The organism is Pseudomonas schmalbachii, assembly GCF_017589465.1.
GTDB lineage: Bacteria > Pseudomonadota > Gammaproteobacteria > Pseudomonadales > Pseudomonadaceae > Pseudomonas > Pseudomonas schmalbachii.
Map to the genome: position 1 here is coordinate 374,739 of NZ_JAELYA010000002.1, position 18,930 is coordinate 393,668.

The following is an 18,930-nucleotide window of genomic DNA, read 5'->3' on the forward strand; positions in this document are numbered from 1 at the left end:
AGGATGGGTTGAGCGAAGCGATACCCATGCCGGGTGCCGGAGACTTGTCATTCGTAGGTTGGCGCTGAGCTTGCGAAGCCCAACGGTGCCACGCTCGGCAGATGTCGGGCTTCGCTGCGCTCAGCGCCAACCTACGTCGGTGCAAACCCAAATTTTTCATATTCGCATTTGACCCAACTGCTAAGATTGGCAGCCCGTTTTTCGCACTCCCGGATCTCATTGATGCCCCGCCGCCCGACCTTTTCGCGACTTGCCGTTCTGCTTGCCGCCCTGGCGCTCGCCGCGTGCAAGCCGGCGCCGGTCGCCGAGCCGGGCGAGGCCCTTTCCGGCGGCGCGACCACGGTCAAGCGCAACGACCGCTTCGCCTTCTCCCTGCCGTCGGCCAACCTGCTGCCCGGGCAGCGCCTGGACTTCAGCGTCGGCGACAGCTTCTTCACCGCCCCCTGGGTGATCGCCCCCTCCACCACCACCGCGCGCGACGGCCTCGGCCCGCTGTACAACGCCAGCGCCTGCCAGAGCTGCCACATCAAGGACGGTCGCGGTCACCCGCCGGAGCCTGACGCCAGCAACGCGGTGTCCATGCTGGTACGCCTGTCGATTCCCGCCGGGCCGGACGATGCCGCCACCCTCGAACGCCTCGGCGTGGTGCCAGAGCCGGTCTACGGCGGCCAGTTGCAGGACGTCGGGATTCCCGGCGTGGCGCCCGAAGGCAAGGTACGCATGGACTACGAAGCGGTGCCGGTGACCTTCAAGGACGGCACGGTGGTCGAACTGCGCAAGCCGATCCTGCGCATCACCCGGCTCGGCTACGGACCGATGCACCCCGACACCATGTTCTCCGCCCGTGTCGCCCCGCCGGTGATCGGCCTCGGCCTGCTGGAAGCGATTCCCGAAGCGGATATCCTGACCAACGCCGACCCCGATGACCGCAACGGCGACGGCATCCGCGGCCGCCCCAATCGCGTGTGGGACGAGAGCCTGCAGCAGACCGTGCTCGGCCGCTTCGGCTGGAAGGCCGGACAGCCGAACGTGGCGCAGCAGAACGCCCATGCCTTCGCCAGCGATATGGGCCTGACCTCCGGCCAGCTCGGTGCCGACGACTGCACCGCGGCCCAGAGCGACTGCCGGACTGCCGCCAATGGCGGCAAGCCCGAGGTCAGCGAGCGCATCTTCGAGCAGGTGGCCTTCTATACCCGCAACCTCGCCGTGCCAATCCGCCGCAACGTCAGCGATCCGCGCGTGCTGGCCGGCCGCGAGCTGTTCAAGGACGCCGGCTGCACCGCCTGCCACATTCCCAAGTTCATCACCGGCAAGGGCAATGCGGTGCTCGGCCCGGAAGTATCCGACCAGGTCATCCGCCCCTACACCGACCTGCTGCTGCACGACATGGGCGACGGCCTGGCGGACAACCGCCCGGAATTCCTCGCTGGCGGCCGCGACTGGCGCACACCGCCGCTGTGGGGCATCGGCCTCACCCATATCGTCAACGAGCACACCCAGTTCCTCCACGATGGCCGCGCGCGCAACCTGCTGGAGGCCGTCCTCTGGCATGGCGGCGAAGCCGAAGCATCGAAGCAGCGCGTACTCGCCTTCGACGCCGACGAACGCCGCGCCCTGCTGGCCTTCCTGAATTCCCTATAAGGAGACGAAACGGAATGTTCCGCCCCCGACTACTCATCACCAGCCTTGCCATCGCCCTCGGCGCCTGTTCGCCGCAGGACCCGCAGGCGACCACCAGCGCCGCCCTCGCCCAGCAGGTGATCCTGCCGGCCTACAGCCGCTGGGTCGATGCCGACCGCGCCCTGTCCGCCAGCGCCCTCGCCTACTGCCAGGGCAAGGAAGACCTGGCCAGGGCCCGCGCCGACTTCCTCGCCGCGCAGAAGGCCTGGGCCGAGCTGCAGCCGCTGCTGGTCGGCCCGCTGGCCGAAGGCAACCGCTCCTGGCAGGTACAGTTCTGGCCGGACAAGAAGAACCTGGTGGCGCGCCAGGTCGAGCAACTGCTCAACGCCAACCCGCAGGTCACCCCGGAACTGCTGTCCCGCTCCAGCGTGGTGGTGCAGGGCCTGACCGCCTACGAGTACATCCTCTTCGACGCCAAGATCGACCTCGCCGACGCCCAGGCCAAGGCGCGCTACTGCCCGCTGCTGGAAGCCATCGGCGAACACCAGCAGGCGCTGGCGCAGGACATCCTCGGTCGCTGGAAGAACGACGGCGGCATGCTCGCCCAGCTCAGCAAGTTCCCCAACGACCGCTATGCCGACGCCCGCGAGGCGATTTCCGAACTGCTGCGCGTGCAGGTCACCGCCCTCGACTCGCTGAAGAAGAAGCTCGGCACGCCGCTGGGCCGGCAGAGCAAGGGCATCCCGCAGCCGTTCCAGGCCGAGGGCTGGCGCAGCGATACCTCGCTGGCGAGCCTCGATTCCAGCCTGGTCGGCGCCCAGGCGCTGTGGAACGGTACCGACGGCAAGGGCCTGCGCGCCCTGCTGCCGGGCGAACAGAAGGAACTGGCCGGCAAGATCGACGCCGCCTACGCCGACACCCACGCCAAGCTCGCCGCGCTGAAACAGCCGCTGGGCGAACTGCTGAAGAGCGACGAAGGCATCGCCCAGCTCAACACGCTGTACGACAGCCTGAACGTAGTCCATCGCCTGCACGAGGGCGAGTTGGCGAAAGCGCTGGGCGTACAGCTTGGTTTCAACGCAAACGACGGTGACTGACTGAATGTTGCGACGTCACGTACTGGGCCTGGGCAGCCTGCTGCTCGGCGCCCTTACCCTCGGCGGCTGGACGCTGTCGCGCAAGGGCAAGGAGCCCCTGCTGCTGTCCGCCCGTGACGACGCGGACGGCAGGCACTATGCGGTGGGCTACCGCCTCGACGGTACGCAGGTGTTCGCCACCCAGGTCGGCATGCGCTGCCACGATATCGTCCAGCACCCGGAGCTGCCGGTGGCGCTGTTCGTCGCCCGCCGCCCGGGTCGGCAGAGCTATCTGATCCACCTCGACGACGGCCGCCTGCTGCAGACCGTGGATTCGCAGCCGGACCGGCATTTCTACGGCCACGGCGTGTTCCACAAGGATGGCGAGTGGCTGTACGCCACCGAGAACGACACCACCGACCCGGGCCGCGGCCTGCTCGGCGTCTATCGCTTCGACGGCGAAAAGCTGAGCCACAGTGGCGAGGTTTCCACCCACGGTCTCGGCCCGCACCAGGTCTCCTGGATGCCCGACGGCGAAACCCTGGTGGTGGCCAACGGCGGCATCCGCACCGAGGCGGAAAGCCGCGTCGAGATGAACCTCGACGCCATGGAGCCGAGCCTGGTGCTGATGCGCCGCGACGGTGGTCTGATCTCGAAGGAAACCCTGCCGCAGCAGATGAACAGCGTGCGCCACCTGGCCATCGCCAGCGACGGCACCATCGTCGCCGGCCAGCAGTACATGGGCGAGGCCCACGAGCACGCCGACCTGCTCGCGATCAAGCGCCCGGGCCAGGCGTTCCAGCCCTTCCCGCTCGGCGAGCAGCAGCGCCTGGCGATGGTCCAGTACACCGCCAGCGTGGCCATCCACGACGACCTGCGCCTGGTCGCGCTGACCGCGCCACGCGGCAACCGCTTCTTCATCTGGGACCTGGACAGCGGCGCCGTGCGCCTCGACGCCCCGCTGCCGGACTGCGCCGGCGTCGGCGCGGTGAAGGACGGCTTCGTCGTCACCTCCGGCCAGGGCCGCTGCCGCTACTACGACTGCCGCGCCGAACGCATCGCCGCCCAGCCCCTCGACCTGCCGCCGGCCTTCTGGGACAACCACCTGCATATGGCGTGAAAATGCGGTGCATATCGTAGGGCGGGTGCAACCCGCCATTGGCGATGTGGCGGGTTGCACCCGCCCTACCCGGTTTTGGGCGCCAATGCGATGGGTATCGCTTCGCTCAACCCATCCTGCGTAATGACACTTCATCAACCTGATCGCCGCAGGATGCCGAAAATCCCCGCCGGAATAACCTCTTGTAACCCCACGATCTTTGACTGGAGCCAGTGACTGGTACTAAGGTGCTCTTCCCGCCCCGCAATGGGGCACCAATCGACTCCAGGACCGGTCGAAACCCTTGCGATATCCGGATCGCGCCGAACTCCGGACGGTTAATCGAAAGGTCCATACCAGGGAACAGGAAGATGTTGCGCCGCATGCTGATCATGCTGGCGGTGGTTGCCGTTGTTGTAGCGGTGCTCGCCGGCTCTAAATACCTCTCCATTCGCGAGCAGATCGCCCAGTACTCCGCGCCCATGCCGCCGGTCAGCGTCTCCGCCGTGAAGGCCGAGGAGCGCACCTGGCAGAACCGCCTGCCGGCCATCGGCACCCTGCGCGCCAACCAGGGCGTGACGCTCACCGCCGAAGTCTCCGGCACCGTGCGCGATGTGCTGTTCGTCTCCGGCGACAAGGTCAAGGAAGGACAGCCGCTGCTGCAACTGGAAAACGCCGTCGAGGAAGCCACCCGGCGCACCGCCGAGGCCGATCTCGGGCTGGCCAAGGTCGAGTACGAGCGCGGCAGCAACCTGGTGAGTCGCGGCGCGATCTCCAAGAGCGAGTACGACCGGCTCGCCGCACAGTTCAAGCGCAACGACGCGCGCGTCGCCCAGCTCAGAGCGGCGCTGGCCAAGAAACGCATCCTCGCGCCCTTCAGCGGCACCATCGGCATCCGTCAGGTGGATGTCGGCGACTACCTGTCACCGGGCGCCGCCATCGCCACCCTGCAGGACCTCTCCACCCTGCTGGTGGACTTCTTCCTGCCGGAACAGGACTTCCCCCTGCTGAAGACCGGGCAGACCGTGTCCGTGCACGTGGCCGCCTATCCACAGCAGGAATTCCACGCCCGCATCGAGGCGATCAACCCGCGGGTGGACAATGAAACCCGCAACCTGCTGGTCCGCGCCAGCATGGCCAACCCGGACGGCAAGCTGTTGCCGGGCATGTTCGCCGACCTCGAAGTGCACCTGCCCGGCGACGCCAGGCGCGTAGTGGTGCCGGAAACCGCGGTGACCTTCACCCTCTACGGCAACTCGGTGTACGTGGTAGTGCCGAAGAAGGGCAAGGACGGCAAGGCCGAGACCGACGCCAAGGGCCAGCCGCAACTGACCGTCGAGCGCCGCTACATCAAGGTCGGCGACCGCCGCGAAGGCATGGCGGTGATCCTCGAAGGCCTCGCCGCCGGCGACGACGTGGTGACCTCCGGCCAGTTGAAACTGGATACCGGTACCAACGTCGCGATCGTCCGCGAAACCAATGCCCAGCGGGGGCAGTGACATGGCCTTTACCGATCCCTTCATCCGTCGCCCGGTGCTGGCGACGGTGATCAGCCTGCTGATCGTCCTGCTCGGCATGCAGGCCTTCAGCAAGCTGGTGATCCGCCAGTATCCGCAGATGGAAAACGCGCTGATTACCGTCACCACCTTCTACGCCGGGGCCAACGCCGAGACCATCCAGGGCTACATCACCCAGCCGCTGCAGCAGAGCCTGGCCAGCGCCGAAGGCATCGACTACATGACCTCGGTGAGCCGGCAGAACTTCTCGGTGATCACCATCCACGCGCAGATCGGCGCCAACACCGACCGCCTGGTGACCGAGCTGCTGTCGAAGATCGGCGAGGTGAAGACCCAACTGCCGCCGGATGCCGAGGACCCGATCCTGGACAAGGAGTCGGCCGACGCCTCGGCGCTGATGTACATCAGCTTCTACAGCGAGCAGATGAACAACCCGCAGATCACCGACTACCTGTCGCGGGTGATCCAGCCCAAGCTCGCCACCCTGCCCGGCATCTCCGAGGCGGAAATCCTCGGCAACCAGCAGTTCGCCATGCGCCTGTGGCTGGACCCGGTGAAGATGGCCGCTTACGGCATCACCGCCAGCGACATCAACGACGCCGTGCGCCAGTACAACTTCCTCTCCGCCGCCGGCGAGGTGAAGGGCGAGCTGGTGCTCACCAGCGTCAACGCCGCCACCGACCTGAAGACTCCCGAGGCCTTCGCCGCCATCCCGCTGAAGACCGCCGGCGACCGCCGCGTGCTGATGAGCGATGTGGCGCGCATCGAACTGGGCGCGGCCAGCTACGACTCGGTCAGCTCGTTCAACGGCATTCCCTCGGTGTACATCGGCATCAAGGGCACGCCCAGCTCCAACCCGCTGGACGTGATCAAGGAAGTGCGGGCGAAGATGCCCGAACTGGAAGAACAGCTGCCGCCGAACCTCAAGGTGTCCATCGCCTACGACGCCACGCGCTTCATCCAGGCCTCCATCGACGAGGTGGTGAAGACCCTTGGCGAGGCCGTGCTGATCGTCATCGTCGTGGTCTTCCTGTTCCTCGGCGCGCTGCGTTCGGTGCTGATCCCGGTGGTGACCATTCCGCTGTCGATGATCGGCGTGCTGTTCTTCATGCAGACGATGGGCTACTCGATCAACCTGCTGACGCTGCTGGCGATGGTGCTCGCCATCGGCCTGGTGGTGGACGACGCCATCGTGGTGGTGGAAAACATCCACCGTCATATCGAGGAAGGCAAGACGCCGTACGAAGGCGCCATCGAGGGCGCGCGGGAGATCGCCGTACCGGTGATCACCATGACCATCACCCTCGCCGCCGTGTACGCGCCGATCGGCTTCCTCAGCGGCCTCACCGGCGCGCTGTTCAAGGAATTCGCCTTCACCCTGGCCGGCGCGGTGATCATTTCCGGCATCGTCGCCCTGACCCTGTCGCCGATGATGTGCTCGCGCCTGCTGCGCCATGACGAGAACCCCAGCGGCCTGGCGCACCGCCTGGACCTGATCTTCGAGGGGCTGAAGCGCCGCTACCAGAGCCTGCTGCACGCCACCCTGAATTCGCGGCCGGTGGTGCTGGTGTTCGCGCTGATCGTCATGGCGCTGATCCCGCTCATGCTGCAGCCGATGTTCGTCAGGAGCGAACTGGCTCCCGAGGAAGACCAGGGCATCGTCTTCCTCATGTCCAGCGCGCCGCAGACCGCAAACCTCGACTACATGAACCACTACACGGCGCAGTTCGAGGATATCTACAAGCGCTTCCCCGAGTACTACTCGTCGTTCCAGATCAACGGCTACAACGGCGTGCAGACCGGCATCGGCGGCATGCTGCTGAAACCCTGGGACGAGCGCGAACGCACGCAGATGGAGCTGCTCTTCGCGGTGCAGGCCGAGCTGGACAAGATCCCCGGCCTGCAGGTGTTCGGCTTCAACCTGCCGTCGCTGCCGGGCACCGGCGAGGGCCTGCCGTTCCAGTTCGTGATCAATACGGCGAACGACTACCAGTCGCTGCTGCAGGTCGCCGAGCGGGTGAAGAAGCGCGCCGAGCAATCCGGCAAGTTCGCCTTCATGGACATGGACCTGGCCTTCGACAAGCCCGAACTGGTGATCGACATCGACCGCGCCAAGGCCGCGCAGATGGGCGTGTCCATGCAGGACCTCGGCATCGCCCTGGCCAGCCTGCTCGGCGAGGGCGAGATCAACCGCTTCACCATCGACGGACGCAGCTACAAGGTGATCGCCCAGGTCGAGAGGCAGTTCCGCGACAATCCGGGCTGGCTGACCAACTACTACGTGAAGAGCGAGAGCGGCCAACTGATCTCGCTGTCCACCCTGGTCAAGGTCCACGAGCGCGCGCGACCGCGCCAGCTCAACCAGTTCCAGCAGCTCAACGCGGTGATCATCTCCGGCATGCCGATCGCCAGCATGGGCGACGCCATCGACACGGTGCGCCAGATCGCCGAAGAGGAAGCGCCGCGCGGCTTCACCTTCGACTACGCCGGCGCATCGCGCCAGTACGTGCAGGAAGGCAGCGCGCTGCTGGTCACCTTCGGCCTGGCGCTGGCGGTGATCTTCCTGGTGCTGGCGGCGCAGTTCGAGAGCTTCCGCGACCCGCTGGTGATAATGGTCACAGTGCCGCTGTCGATCTGCGGCGCACTGATACCGCTGTTCCTCGGCCTGTCGAGCCTGAACATCTACACCCAGGTCGGCCTGGTGACGCTGATCGGCCTGATCAGCAAGCACGGCATCCTCATCGTCGAATTCGCCAACCAGCTGCGCCGCGAACGCGGGCTGTCGGTGCGCGAGGCGGTCGAGGAAGCCGCGGCGATCCGCCTGCGCCCGGTGCTGATGACCACCGCGGCGATGGTCCTCGGCGTGATCCCGCTGCTGATCGCCACCGGCGCCGGCGCGGTCAGCCGCTTCGACATCGGCATCGTGATCGCCACCGGGATGAGCATCGGCACGCTATTCACCCTGTTCGTCCTGCCGTGCGTGTATACGCTGCTGGCGAAGCCGGATAGCAAGGTGGTAACGGAGGCGGTGGCGGCGCATTGAGGCTTGCCCTCACCCTAACCCTCTCCCGGAGGGAGAGGGGACTACCCAGTGCCAAGGTGGAAATCCGTGCTTACCGGCTACTCCGTACAACCCCCCTCTCCCTCTGGGAGAGGGCTGGGGTGAGGGTCTAGCCCGCGACTCCATAACTTCCCTCAAACCGCCGTCGGCAACCTCTCGCACATCCTCGCCAGCGCCTGCGCCCATATCTCCTGGTCGTTCAGGCACGGAATCAGCACCAGCTCCTCGCCGCCCGCCGCGCGGAACTGCTCGGCGCCGCGCTGGCCGATTTCCTCCAGCGTCTCGATGCAGTCGGCGACGAAGGCCGGGCACATCACCAGCAGGCGCTTCACTCCCTGCTTCGCCAGGCTGTCGAGCTGCGCCTCGGTGTAGGGCTCGATCCACTTGGCCCGGCCCAGCCGCGACTGGAACGACACCGACCAGCGCCCGTCCGCCAGCCCCGCCGCAGCGGCGAAGTTCTCCGCGGTACGCAGGCACTGGCTGCGATAGCAGACCGCGAGTACGTCGTCGCCCACCCCACGGCTGCTGGCGGCGGCGAGGTCGTGGCCGGGGTCCTTGACCAGCTTGCGGATATGCCGCTCCGGCAGGCCATGGAAGCTCAACAGCAGGTGGTCATGCGGCTGCTGCAGATAGGGCCGCACGCTCTCCACCAGCGCCTGCTGGTACTCGGCCTGGTCGTAGAACGGCGGCAGCACCTTCAGCTTCAGGTGCATGCCGCGCTCGCTGATCACCCGCTGTGCTTCCTCGATCGCCGTGGTGGTGGTGCTCTCGGCGAACTGCGGATAGAGCGGCGCGAAGGTCACCTCGCGCACGCCGTCGTCGCTCAGGCGCAGCAGCGTCGATTCGATGGACGGCTCGCCGTAGCGCATCGCCAGCTCCACCGGGCCATGCGCCCAGTGCTTGCGCATCGCCTCCTGCAGGCGCCGGCTGAGGACGATCAGCGGCGAACCCTCGTCCCACCATATCGATGCATAGGCATGCGCCGATTCCGCCGGGCGCTTGCGCAGGATCAGCGACACCAGCAACCGACGCAGCGGCCAGGGCAGGTCCACGACATAGGGGTCCATGAGGAACTGGTCGAGGTAGCGGCGTACGTCCTCGACCCTGGTGGAAGCCGGCGAGCCCAGGTTGACCAGCAGCAGGGCGTGATCGGTCATGCATCTTCCTTAGAATCTGTTCAATGTCTGCCTGCGCTTGCTCATGCGGCGTTAAAAAGCAGGCTCAAATGCTCATTTACAGCTCGTAAACTGCGCTTTTCGCCTGCTTTCTGCCTTGCCTGAGCTGCGCTCGGCGAGACCTTGAACAGGTTCTTCATCATCGTTTTCGTCAGGCACGCTCAGCGCGGCTTCAGCACATCCGCGAGGGCCGTCGGCAGATCGGTGAAGCGGAACTGGAAGCCCGCATCCTGCAGCCGCTGCGGAATCACGCGCTGGCCACCGAGCAGCAGCACGGACATCTCACCGAGCAGCATGCGCAGGGCGAAACCCGGCACGCCGAGCAGCGTCGGCCGCTGCAACGCCGCGCCGAGGGCGCGGGTGAAATCGCGGTTGCGCACCGGCTGCGGCGCGCACGCATTATAAGGACCCTCGGCGTCCGGCCGCTGCAGGAGAAAGTCGATCAGCGCCACTTCGTCGTCGATATGCACCCAGGACATCCACTGCCGACCGTTGCCCAACTGCCCGCCGACGCCCATGCGGAATGGCGTCAGCATGCGCTGCAGGAAACCTCCGTCCGGCGCCAGCACCAGTCCGGTGCGCACACGCACCACGCGGATGCCGAGCTTGCCGGCCTCCGTCGCGACCTGCTCCCAGGCCAGGCACAGCTCGCTGGCGAAATCCTCGCCCGCCGCCGTGCTGTCTTCGCCCAGCGGACGCTCTCCGGCGTCGCCATACCAGCCGACCGCCGAGCCGCTGATCAGCACCGCCGGTCGCTGGCTGCGCTTCTCCAGCCACTCCACCAGACGCTCGGTCAGGCGCACCCGGCTTTCCCACAGCAGCGCCTTGCGCTTGGCACTCCACGGGCGGTCTGCAATCGGCTCTCCGGCCAGGTTGACCACTGCATCCAACTGCTCGTCGCCCAGCTCCTCGAAGCTGGCGATACCGCGTACTCCAGCTCCGCACAGGGTCGCGACCCGCTCGGGGTGGCGACTCAATACTGTCAGCCGGTGGCCGGCAGCGTTCCAGTGCCGGCACAGGCGACGGCCGATCAACCCGGTTCCCCCAGTCAGCAGAATGTGCATGACGAACTCCTCCTTGCGTAGCTGCACCTACCATCAGTCTGGACGAGTGCACGACACTTGCATCGAAGTGTCTGTTCTGCGATTGCCGACCGTCTACTCTGTAAATGCCATGGTCCCACGTACCTGCAGTCCGCAATGGAAAGGGCGGCATTTCGGGCCTCGGCGAGGCGAGGACGGAGCCAATCGCAGCGCGCGATTGGAACAGGGATATCTGTACAGATCAATTCGATTGTACAAGGCATGCCCACTCGCTAATCTGTAGAAAGCAACCAACGAGGCACGTCATGAGCGCCCCCATTGCCATCATTGGCACCGGAATCGCCGGACTCTCCGCCGCTCACGCCCTGCGCAACGCCGGACAGAATGTCCAACTGTTCGACAAGGGGCATGGCAGCGGCGGCCGCATGGCCAGCAAACGCAGCGAGGCCGGCGTACTCGATCTCGGCGCGCAGTATTTCACTGCGCGCGACCGCCGCTTCCTCGACGCCGTGCAGAAGTGGCGGGATGAGGGCTGGGTCGCAGACTGGGACCCAGATCTCTACGAATACCGCGACGGCCGCCTGAGCCCGTCGCCCGACGAACAGCCGCGCTGGGTCGGTACGCCACGGATGAGCGCGATCACCCGCGCCCTGCTGCAGGACCTGACCGCCACCTTCTGCTGCCGGATCACCGAGGTCTATCGCGGCGAAGAGCACTGGCAGTTGCAGGACTCCGAAGGCAAGACCCACGGCCCGTTCAGCCACGTCCTGATCGCCACCCCGGCACCGCAGGCGGCGGCGCTGCTGGCCAGCGCGCCGAAGCTCGCCGCGGCTGCCGCCAGCATCGCCATGGAGCCGACCTGGGCCGTCGCCCTCGGCTTCAGGGAACCGCTGGCAACGCCGGTGCAAGGCTGCTTCGTGCAGGAAGGCCCGCTCAGCTGGCTGGCCAGCAACCGCAGCAAGCCAGGCCGCGACGGCCAGATGGACACCTGGGTACTGCACGCCACCAGCAGCTGGAGCCGCCAGCACGTCGATCTGCCGAAGGAGCAGGTGTGCGAAACCCTGCGCGGCACCTTCGCCGAGATGATCGGCTGCGCCGTGCCCGAGCCCGACTTCAGCCTGGCGCACCGCTGGCTCTATGCCCGCCCGAGCGAGGCCCACCAGATCGGCGCCCTCGCCGATGGCGGACTGGGCATCTACGCCTGCGGCGACTGGTGCCTGTCCGGCCGGGTCGAAGGCGCCTGGCTGAGCGGCCTGGAGGCCGCCCGCCGGTTGCTCGAACACCTCTGATCCTGCATCAATCACCCGGCTCCAACGCCGGGTGATTGCGTTATCGCCTGCCGCGGAACCTGCTCAGAAATTGTACAGCGAGTTTGTTCATGTATAGCTTTGAACCTATCATGAATAGAAACCGTACGAGCCGATCACTCCCCCGACAGCCCATGCCCTCTCCCTCCTCCATGCCGCCAAAATCCAGACCTGCCGCCAATGCCCACCGGCACAGACGCGACGGCGGGCTCAAGGCGCGCACCGCCATCTGACAGGACCACAACATGTCCCAAGGCCATGATGCACCGGCAATCAGGCGGAGCGCCCAGCGACACGGGGCGCATACGGACAGCCAGCTACCGATCCGCGAAGTGGCGCGACGTACCGGCGTGAACCCGGTGACCTTGCGCGCCTGGGAACGGCGCTATGGCCTGGTCGCCCCGCAGCGCACGGCGAAGGGGCATCGCCTGTATTCCGAAGAGCAGGTTGCGCAGATCCGCAACATCCTCACCTGGCTGGGACGCGGCGTCGCCGTAAGCAAGATCCGCGACCTGCTGCTGAACGACAGCGCCCGCGTGGCAGATAGCGTTTCGCCATGGGATGCCCTGCTCCAGCAGAGCCTGGCCGCCATCGGCCAGATCGACGAACGCCGCCTGGACGAACTGTTCAATGGAGCCCTGGCCATCTACCCGGCCGGCACCCTCTGCGAGCACTTCATGCAACCGCTGCTGGACGAGCTCGAACGGCGCTGGCAGGGCCAGTTCGGCAACCAGCTGGAACGCGTGTTCTTCCATTCCTGGCTACGCAGCAAGTTCGGCACCCGCCTCTACCATCACAATCGCCAGCAGCCCGGCGCGCCGCTGCTGCTGGTCAACCAGTCGGACCAGGCGCTGGAACCGGGACTCTGGCTCAGCGCCTGGCTGGCGAGCAGTTCCGGCTGCCCGATCGTGGTGTTCGACTGGCCACTGCCGCCCGGCGAACTTGCGCTCGCCGTGGAACGCCTGCGACCGCGTGGCGTCCTGCTGTACTCCAGCCGCACGCTGAACCTCGCGCAGTTGCAGCGCCTACTTGCGGGTATCGACTGTCCGCGCCTGATCGGCGGAGCGGCTGTGTGTATCCATGGGCAGGAGCTGGCCGAACTGGCCGACAACAACCCCGGCCTGCACCTGGCCCGCGACCCGCTCTCGACGCTGCACGCCCTCCAGGAACTGCGGCTGCTCCAGGGCTCGGCGGGATAAGCCGTCACTCGTCCCGACAGGCATAAAAAGATTCATCGCCGATTATTGGGGACGGCGGTTTCCCGTCCTGCCACAAAGTGCAGGAGCAACTGTCTTGCCGCCGATGGTGCTTTTTGTAGGGTGGACAACGCAAAGCTTGTCCACCGCCCCCTCGCACCGCGCTTGATGGGGGAAAGGCGGGGCGGCCATCCGCTTCGCCGTTTTCCACCCTACGTTCTGCACGAGCTAACCGTAGCGGGCCATGCCCGCGATTCGTGCCAGGCGGCTCTGGATGTCGGATGGCTGTATTCAGGCATAAAAAAACCGGACCTCACGATCCGGTTCTTCAGATAATCCGACCTTACAGCGGCATGCTGTAGTACAGGCTGTAGGATTCGATGCCGTCATTCGGCTGTTTCAGACCCGCGTTCGAGTAATGCAGGGCACGAACACCGATGGTATGACCGCCACCGAACTTCAGGCCGAAGCCCAGGCGATCCTCGAAGAGCAGCGCACTGCCAAGGTCCTGACCACTCACTCGGGTGCTGCTGAATAGTCCGGCGCCGATGCCGGCCTCGATGAAGGGTTGTACCGAGCCCGAGGAAAATTCGTAGACGAATACCGGCGCAAAGGACAGCGAGTGCTCGCTGTCGTCGTCGTCTCCCCCCTGCCAGTAGGTGTAGCCGGCGTCCCAGTAGCCGGTCAGGCGCCCGGTCGAGCTTTCCCACCAGCTCTTGTCCCAGGCGAACCCCGCCCCCACGCGGTACACCATGTTGCCTTCGTTGCTGCCTCCGACCGCCACGGACACATCGGCTGCTTGCGCATTCAGCGACTGCAACAGACAGCATGCGACAGCTGTCGCAAGCGCGAATGTTTTTCTCATCGAAACTTCCTTATTTAGACGTAATGAAGACGCCTTATAAGTATAAGAGCGTTCATACACAATCGACTTAAAGCTAGCTTAAAACAGGGCGGTTTCGCCGGTAAAAGTTGTCTCAACCGGCAAAAAAGTCGACCTTCTCGGCACTTCCCCAGAGCACCGGCATCACGCCTTGCATGTTTTCCACCGCTCCGGTCGTCCAGAACTCGGGCGCTCGCGCCGGCCCGCTGGCAGTCATCTCGCGCGCCAGCAGCAGGCGTTCGAGCTGGCGCGCCACCGCCGCACCGGTATCGATCAGCGATACGTCGGCGGGGACCAGTTCGCGCAGCAAGGGTTTGAGGAACGGATAGTGCGTGCAGCCGAGGATCAGTGTGTCGCAGCCTTCCGCCAGCAGCGGCTGGACGAAGCCCCGGAGCAGATCGCGGGTCTGCGGCCCGGACAGGTCGCCCGCCTCGATGCGCTCGACCAGCCCCGGACACGGCTGGGTGATCACCCGCACATCGCTGGCGAAGCGATCCAGCAGTGCGGCGAAGCGCGCGCTCTTCAGCGTCCCGGTGGTGGCCAGCACGCCGACCGTGCCGGAGCGGGTCGCCTCGGCGGCCGGTTTCACCGCCGGCTCCATCGCCACGATCGGCACCTGTGGGTAGGCTTCGCGCAGATCGGCCGCGGCGGCGGCAGTCGCCGTGTTGCAGGCGATCACCAGCGCCTTGGCGCCGCGCCCGAGCATGAAGTCGGCGATGCTGTGGCAGCGCGCGCGGATGAACTCCGGGGTTTTCTCGCCGTAGGGCACATGGCCGCAGTCGGCGAGGTAGATCAGCGATTCCTGCGGCAGACGGGCGCGAATCTCGTGGAGGACGGTCAGCCCGCCGACGCCGGAATCGAATACCCCGATCGGCGCCTGATCAGGCATGCGCCGCCCCGCATACCGCGCATTCGGGATCGCGCTTGACCCGCAGTTCGCGGAAGCGCGTGCCCAGGGCATCCACCAGCAGCAGGCGGCCTACCAGCGGCTCGCCGAAGCCGGCCAGCAGCTTCAGTGCCTCCAGGGCCTGCAGGCTGCCGACCAGCCCCACCAGCGGGCCGACCACGCCGGCTTCGCTGCAGGTCAGCTCGGCTTCGCTGCCGTGGCCGTAGAGGCAGTGGTAGCAGGGGCTGTCGTCGCGACGCGGGTCGAACACCGACAGCTGCCCTTCCAGGCGGATCGCCGCGCCACTCACCAGCGGCTTGCCAGCGGCCACGCAGGCGGCATTGACCGCCTCGCGGGTGGAGAAGTTGTCGCAGCAGTCGAGCACCACGTCGACCGCCGCCACGGCGTCGGCCAGGGAGTCCTCGTCCAGCGCGCGCGGATGGCCGACCAGGCGGATGTCCGGATTCAGGGCGGTGAGACGGGCGATGGCGGAATCGACCTTGCTGCGGCCGACGGTCTGGCTGTCGTGCACGATCTGCCGCTGCAGGTTGGTCAGGTCGACCGTGTCGAAATCGGCCAGATGCAGCTCACCGACGCCGGCCGCGGCCAGGTACAGCGCCACCGGCGAGCCGAGCCCGCCGAGCCCGACGATCAGCGCGCGCCCCTGTTTCAGGCGCAACTGGCCATCGACGTCGATCTGCGGCAGCAGGATCTGCCGGCTGTAACGCAGCAGCTCCTGGTCGCTCAGCATGGCCAGCGCCCCAGGCTGATACGTTCGTGACCGCCGAGGTCGCGGCGGCTGTCCACAGCGTCGAAGCCGCGGCTCTGCAGCAGATCGCGCACCGCGGCGCCCTGGTCGTAACCATGTTCGAGCATCAGCCAGCCCTCGTGCTCCAGATGATTCGGCGCCTGTTCGATGATCAGGCGGATATCGTCGAGGCCGTCCGCTCCGGACACCAGCGCGCTCGATGGCTCGAAGCGTACATCACCCTGGCGCAGATGCGGATCGCCGCTGGGAATGTACGGCGGGTTGCTGACGATCAGCGCGAAACGCTCGCCGGCCAGCGCGGAAAACCAGTGGCTCCGGCGGAAGCCGGCATTGTTCAGGTGCAGGCGCGCGCGGTTGCGCTCGGCCAGGGCCACGGCTTCGGGAATCCGGTCGACACCGGTGATGTGCCAGCTCAGGCGCTCGCAGGCCAGGGCCAGGGCGATGGCGCCGGTGCCGGTGCCGAGATCGAGCACGTTCGCCGGGCTGGCCGGCAGCAGTTGCAGCGCGGATTCCACCAGCAGCTCGGTATCCGGGCGCGGGATCAGGGTGTCCTTGCCGACTTCCAGATCGAGGCTCCAGAAACCCTGGTGGCCGAGGATGTAGGCCACCGGTTCACCGGCGCGGCGGCGCTCGATCCAGCCTTCGAAGCGCTCGCGCGTCTCACGGTCGACCAGTCGCTCCGGCCAGGTACGCAGGAAGCTGCGCGGCTTGCCCAGCGCGGCGGCGAGCAGCAGCTCGGCATCGAGGCGGGCGGTCTGGGAGTCCGGCAGTTGCGCGTCGTTGAGCAGGGTGAGGATGGTCGACATCGGTGTTGCCTTGAAATCTCAATCGCCGAGCGCGGCCAGCTGATCGGCCTGGAATTCCTGCAGCAGCGGCTCGATCACCTGCTCCACCGAGCCTTCCATGACCTCGCCGAGGGAGTACAGGGTGAGGTTGATGCGGTGGTCGGTCACCCGGCCCTGCGGGAAGTTGTAGGTACGGATGCGCTCGGAGCGGTCGCCCGAGCCCACCAGCAGCTTGCGCGTGCTGGCGATCGCCTGCTGCGCGGCGGCCTGCTGCTGGTCGTTGAGCTTGGCCGCCAGCCAGGCCATGGCCTTGGCGCGGTTCTTGTGCTGCGAGCGTTCTTCCTGGCACTCGACCACGATGCCCGACGGAATGTGGGTGATGCGCACCGCCGAGTCGGTCTTGTTGACGTGCTGGCCGCCGGCGCCGGAGGAGCGGTAGGTATCCACCCGCAGGTCGGCCGGATTGATCTCGATGGCCGCCTGCTCGTCCGGCTCCGGCAGCACCGCCACGGTGCAGGCGGAGGTGTGGATACGGCCCTGGGACTCGGTTTCCGGCACCCGCTGCACGCGGTGCGCGCCGGATTCGAACTTCAGCTTGGCGTAGACGCTGTCGCCCTCGACGCGGGCGATGACTTCCTTGTAGCCGCCGTGCTCGCCCTCGTTCTCCGAGAGGATTTCCACGCGCCAGCCCTGGCGTTCGGCATAGCGCGAATACATGCGGAACAGGTCGCCGGAGAAGATCGCCGCCTCGTCGCCGCCGGTGCCGGCACGGATTTCCAGGAACACGTTGCGGCCGTCGTTGGGGTCCTTCGGCAGCAGCATGCGCTGCAGGCGGTCTTCCAGCTCGATAATCCGCGCCTTGGCCTCGGCTACCTCTTCCTCGGCCATCTCGCGCAGGTCCGGGTCACTGTCCTTGAGCAGCGCCTGGGCGCCTTCGAGATCGGACTGCACCTTGCGGAACTCGCGGAAGGCCAGGATCACCGGCTCGACTTCGGCATATTCGCGGGAATAGGCGCGGAACTTGGTCTGGTCGCTGATCACCTCGGCATCGCCGAGCAGAGCCTGCAGCTCTTCGTAGCGGTCAGCAAGGGTATCCAGCTTGTTCAGCAGGGAAGCTTTCATCGCTTGTCAGTGCCCTCCTCGAGGGCGAACAGTTCCTGGGCCAGGGTCAGCGCATCGATGCGGCCCTCGGCGGAAAGTTTCTTCATCTGCACACTGGGCGCGTGCAGCAACTTGTTGGTCAGCCCGCGGGCCAGTTGGGCCATGACGTCGACCGGGTCGCTGCCGTTGCTCAGCAGGCGCTGGGCCTTCTGCAGCTCCTCGTCGCGCAGGCGCTCGGCCTGCTGGCGATAGGCGCGCAGCACGTCCACCGCGGCCAGCTCGCGCAGGCGCTGCATGAAGTCGTCGACGCCGCTGACCACCAGCTCTTCGGCCGCCTGGGCCGCACCCTGGCGGCTCTTCAGGTTCTCCGCGACCACTTCGTGGAGGTCGTCGACGCTATATAGATAGACGTCGTCCAGCTCACCGACTTCCGGCTCGATATCGCGCGGCACGGCGATGTCGACCATGAACATCGGCTTGTGCCGGCGCAGCTTGAGCGCACGCTCGACGGCGCCCTTGCCGAGAATCGGCAACTGGCTGGCGGTGGAGCTGATGACGATGTCGCTGTTCACCAGTTCGTTGGGGATATCCGCCAGCAGCACGGCGTGTGCGCCGAACTGCTCGGCCAACTGACTGGCACGCTCCAGGGTGCGGTTGGCGACCACAATGCGTTTCACGCCCTGCTCGTGCAGATGGCGGGCAACCAGGGTGATGGTCTCGCCGGCGCCGATCAGCAGCGCCTGGCTGCGGTTGAGGTCGCTGAAAATCTGCCTGGCCAGGCTCACCGCGGCGAAGGCCACGGAAACCGGGTTCTCGCCGATCGCGGTATCAGTGCGGATGGTCTTCGCGGCACTGAAGGTCGCCTGGAACAGCCGGCCAAGCATCGGCCCGACGGTCCCGGCCTCGCGCGCGACGGCGTAGGCGGACTTCATCTGGCCGAGGATCTGCGGTTCGCCAAGGACCATGGAATCGAGGCCGGCGGCGACCCGCATCATGTGCCGCACGGCGTCCGCATCCTGGTGCACATAGGCGCAGGCACGCAGCTCGTCGAGGGTCAGGTGCTGGTAATCGGCCAGCCAGGCGAGCACTTCCTCGGCATCCGGATGTTCGAGCTCCAGGTAGAGCTCACTGCGGTTGCAGGTGGACAGGATCGCCGCCTCGCGACTGGGCGTGATCCGGCAGAGCAGTTGCAGCGCCTCGACCATTTTTTCGGGAGTGAAGGCCACGCGCTCGCGGACGGCCACGGAGGCGGTCTTGTGGTTGATGCCGAGAGCAATGAAGGCCATGCAGAATCGCTGAACTGATCGGGAAGCGCGCAATTGTCCTACGTCGCCCGAAAGACGACAACTACCAACTACGCCTCAGTGCATCCCGCCCCCATGGGCTTGCAACTTTCCTTATGTCATGATGAG

15 protein-coding genes are annotated in these 18,930 nt (G+C 66.4%); 7 read left to right on the top strand and 8 right to left on the bottom strand.

The annotated features are described in order from the left end of the window. Positions 1–222 precede the first annotated feature (222 nt). From JFY56_RS07225 to JFY56_RS07245, 5 genes are all read left to right on the top strand, one after another. Positions 223–1,641 (top strand): di-heme oxidoreductase family protein, encoded by a 1,419-nt coding sequence (locus tag JFY56_RS07225; protein ID WP_208312855.1) that lies wholly within the window; start codon positions 223–225, stop codon positions 1,639–1,641. A 14-nt stretch (positions 1,642–1,655) separates the two neighbouring features. After that, positions 1,656–2,717, top strand: a complete 1,062-nt coding sequence (locus JFY56_RS07230) for an imelysin family protein (RefSeq protein ID WP_208312856.1) — start codon at positions 1,656–1,658, stop codon at positions 2,715–2,717. A gap of 4 nt (positions 2,718–2,721) precedes the next feature. Continuing rightward, positions 2,722–3,816, top strand: a complete 1,095-nt coding sequence (locus JFY56_RS07235; RefSeq protein ID WP_208312857.1) for a DUF1513 domain-containing protein — start codon at positions 2,722–2,724, stop codon at positions 3,814–3,816. A 350-nt stretch (positions 3,817–4,166) separates the two neighbouring features. Continuing rightward, positions 4,167–5,294, top strand: coding sequence for an efflux RND transporter periplasmic adaptor subunit (locus tag JFY56_RS07240; RefSeq protein WP_208312858.1), 1,128 nt, complete (start codon positions 4,167–4,169; stop codon positions 5,292–5,294). Position 5,295: 1 nt separating this feature from the next. Next, positions 5,296–8,355 carry a multidrug efflux RND transporter permease subunit gene (locus tag JFY56_RS07245; RefSeq protein ID WP_208312859.1) on the top strand — a complete coding sequence of 1,020 codons (3,060 nt, stop codon included), beginning with the start codon at positions 5,296–5,298 and terminating at the stop codon, positions 8,353–8,355. Positions 8,356–8,507: 152 nt separating this feature from the next. On the opposite strand, the gene hemH is transcribed toward JFY56_RS07245, so the two are convergent. Both hemH and JFY56_RS07255 read right to left on the bottom strand, forming a co-directional pair. Next, on the bottom strand, positions 8,508–9,530 hold the full coding sequence (gene hemH, locus JFY56_RS07250) for a ferrochelatase (RefSeq protein WP_208312860.1): 1,023 nt from the start codon (positions 9,528–9,530) through the stop codon (positions 8,508–8,510). 179 nt (positions 9,531–9,709) lie between these two features. Beyond that, a complete protein-coding gene (locus JFY56_RS07255) occupies positions 9,710–10,612 on the bottom strand; it encodes a TIGR01777 family oxidoreductase (protein WP_208312861.1) in 903 nt (300 codons plus the stop codon). A gap of 284 nt (positions 10,613–10,896) precedes the next feature. On the opposite strand from JFY56_RS07255, the gene JFY56_RS07260 reads away from it, so the two are divergent. Next, the gene (locus JFY56_RS07260) at positions 10,897–11,880 is read left to right on the top strand and encodes an NAD(P)/FAD-dependent oxidoreductase (RefSeq protein ID WP_208312862.1); all 984 of its coding nucleotides are present in this window, start codon (positions 10,897–10,899) and stop codon (positions 11,878–11,880) included. A 263-nt stretch (positions 11,881–12,143) separates the two neighbouring features. After that, entirely contained in the window at positions 12,144–13,097 is a 954-nt protein-coding gene (locus tag JFY56_RS07265) for a MerR family transcriptional regulator (RefSeq protein ID WP_208312863.1), read from the top strand. Positions 13,098–13,437: 340 nt separating this feature from the next. Here JFY56_RS07265 and JFY56_RS07270 read toward each other — a convergent pair whose 3' ends face one another. From JFY56_RS07270 to hemA, 6 genes are all read right to left on the bottom strand, one after another. After that, complete coding sequence (locus tag JFY56_RS07270) at positions 13,438–13,959, bottom strand: acyloxyacyl hydrolase (protein WP_208312864.1); 522 nt, start codon at positions 13,957–13,959, stop codon at positions 13,438–13,440. Positions 13,960–14,071: 112 nt separating this feature from the next. Beyond that, on the bottom strand, positions 14,072–14,866 hold the full coding sequence (murI, locus tag JFY56_RS07275; RefSeq protein WP_208312865.1) for a glutamate racemase: 795 nt from the start codon (positions 14,864–14,866) through the stop codon (positions 14,072–14,074). Beyond that, on the bottom strand, positions 14,859–15,614 hold the full coding sequence (locus JFY56_RS07280; protein WP_208312866.1) for a molybdopterin-synthase adenylyltransferase MoeB: 756 nt from the start codon (positions 15,612–15,614) through the stop codon (positions 14,859–14,861). Before JFY56_RS07280 ends, murI begins: the two co-directional genes overlap by 8 nt. Then, entirely contained in the window at positions 15,608–16,438 is an 831-nt protein-coding gene (gene prmC / locus JFY56_RS07285; RefSeq protein ID WP_208312867.1) for a peptide chain release factor N(5)-glutamine methyltransferase, read from the bottom strand. Before prmC ends, JFY56_RS07280 begins: the two co-directional genes overlap by 7 nt. A gap of 18 nt (positions 16,439–16,456) precedes the next feature. After that, entirely contained in the window at positions 16,457–17,539 is a 1,083-nt protein-coding gene (prfA, locus tag JFY56_RS07290) for a peptide chain release factor 1 (protein WP_208312868.1), read from the bottom strand. Then, on the bottom strand, positions 17,536–18,804 hold the full coding sequence (hemA, locus tag JFY56_RS07295; RefSeq protein ID WP_208312869.1) for a glutamyl-tRNA reductase: 1,269 nt from the start codon (positions 18,802–18,804) through the stop codon (positions 17,536–17,538). Before hemA ends, prfA begins: the two co-directional genes overlap by 4 nt. Positions 18,805–18,930: the final 126 nt, after the last annotated feature.

Coding starts and splice junctions, on each gene's coding strand:
- JFY56_RS07225 (WP_208312855.1), top strand. CDS start 223: ATGCCCCGCCGCCCGACCTTTTCGCGACTTGCCGTTCTGCTTGCCGCC.
- JFY56_RS07230 (WP_208312856.1), top strand. CDS start 1,656: ATGTTCCGCCCCCGACTACTCATCACCAGCCTTGCCATCGCCCTCGGC.
- JFY56_RS07235 (WP_208312857.1), top strand. CDS start 2,722: ATGTTGCGACGTCACGTACTGGGCCTGGGCAGCCTGCTGCTCGGCGCC.
- JFY56_RS07240 (WP_208312858.1), top strand. CDS start 4,167: ATGTTGCGCCGCATGCTGATCATGCTGGCGGTGGTTGCCGTTGTTGTA.
- JFY56_RS07245 (WP_208312859.1), top strand. CDS start 5,296: ATGGCCTTTACCGATCCCTTCATCCGTCGCCCGGTGCTGGCGACGGTG.
- hemH (WP_208312860.1), bottom strand. CDS start 9,530: ATGACCGATCACGCCCTGCTGCTGGTCAACCTGGGCTCGCCGGCTTCC.
- JFY56_RS07255 (WP_208312861.1), bottom strand. CDS start 10,612: ATGCACATTCTGCTGACTGGGGGAACCGGGTTGATCGGCCGTCGCCTG.
- JFY56_RS07260 (WP_208312862.1), top strand. CDS start 10,897: ATGAGCGCCCCCATTGCCATCATTGGCACCGGAATCGCCGGACTCTCC.
- JFY56_RS07265 (WP_208312863.1), top strand. CDS start 12,144: ATGTCCCAAGGCCATGATGCACCGGCAATCAGGCGGAGCGCCCAGCGA.
- JFY56_RS07270 (WP_208312864.1), bottom strand. CDS start 13,959: ATGAGAAAAACATTCGCGCTTGCGACAGCTGTCGCATGCTGTCTGTTG.
- murI (WP_208312865.1), bottom strand. CDS start 14,866: ATGCCTGATCAGGCGCCGATCGGGGTATTCGATTCCGGCGTCGGCGGG.
- JFY56_RS07280 (WP_208312866.1), bottom strand. CDS start 15,614: ATGCTGAGCGACCAGGAGCTGCTGCGTTACAGCCGGCAGATCCTGCTG.
- prmC (WP_208312867.1), bottom strand. CDS start 16,438: ATGTCGACCATCCTCACCCTGCTCAACGACGCGCAACTGCCGGACTCC.
- prfA (WP_208312868.1), bottom strand. CDS start 17,539: ATGAAAGCTTCCCTGCTGAACAAGCTGGATACCCTTGCTGACCGCTAC.
- hemA (WP_208312869.1), bottom strand. CDS start 18,804: ATGGCCTTCATTGCTCTCGGCATCAACCACAAGACCGCCTCCGTGGCC.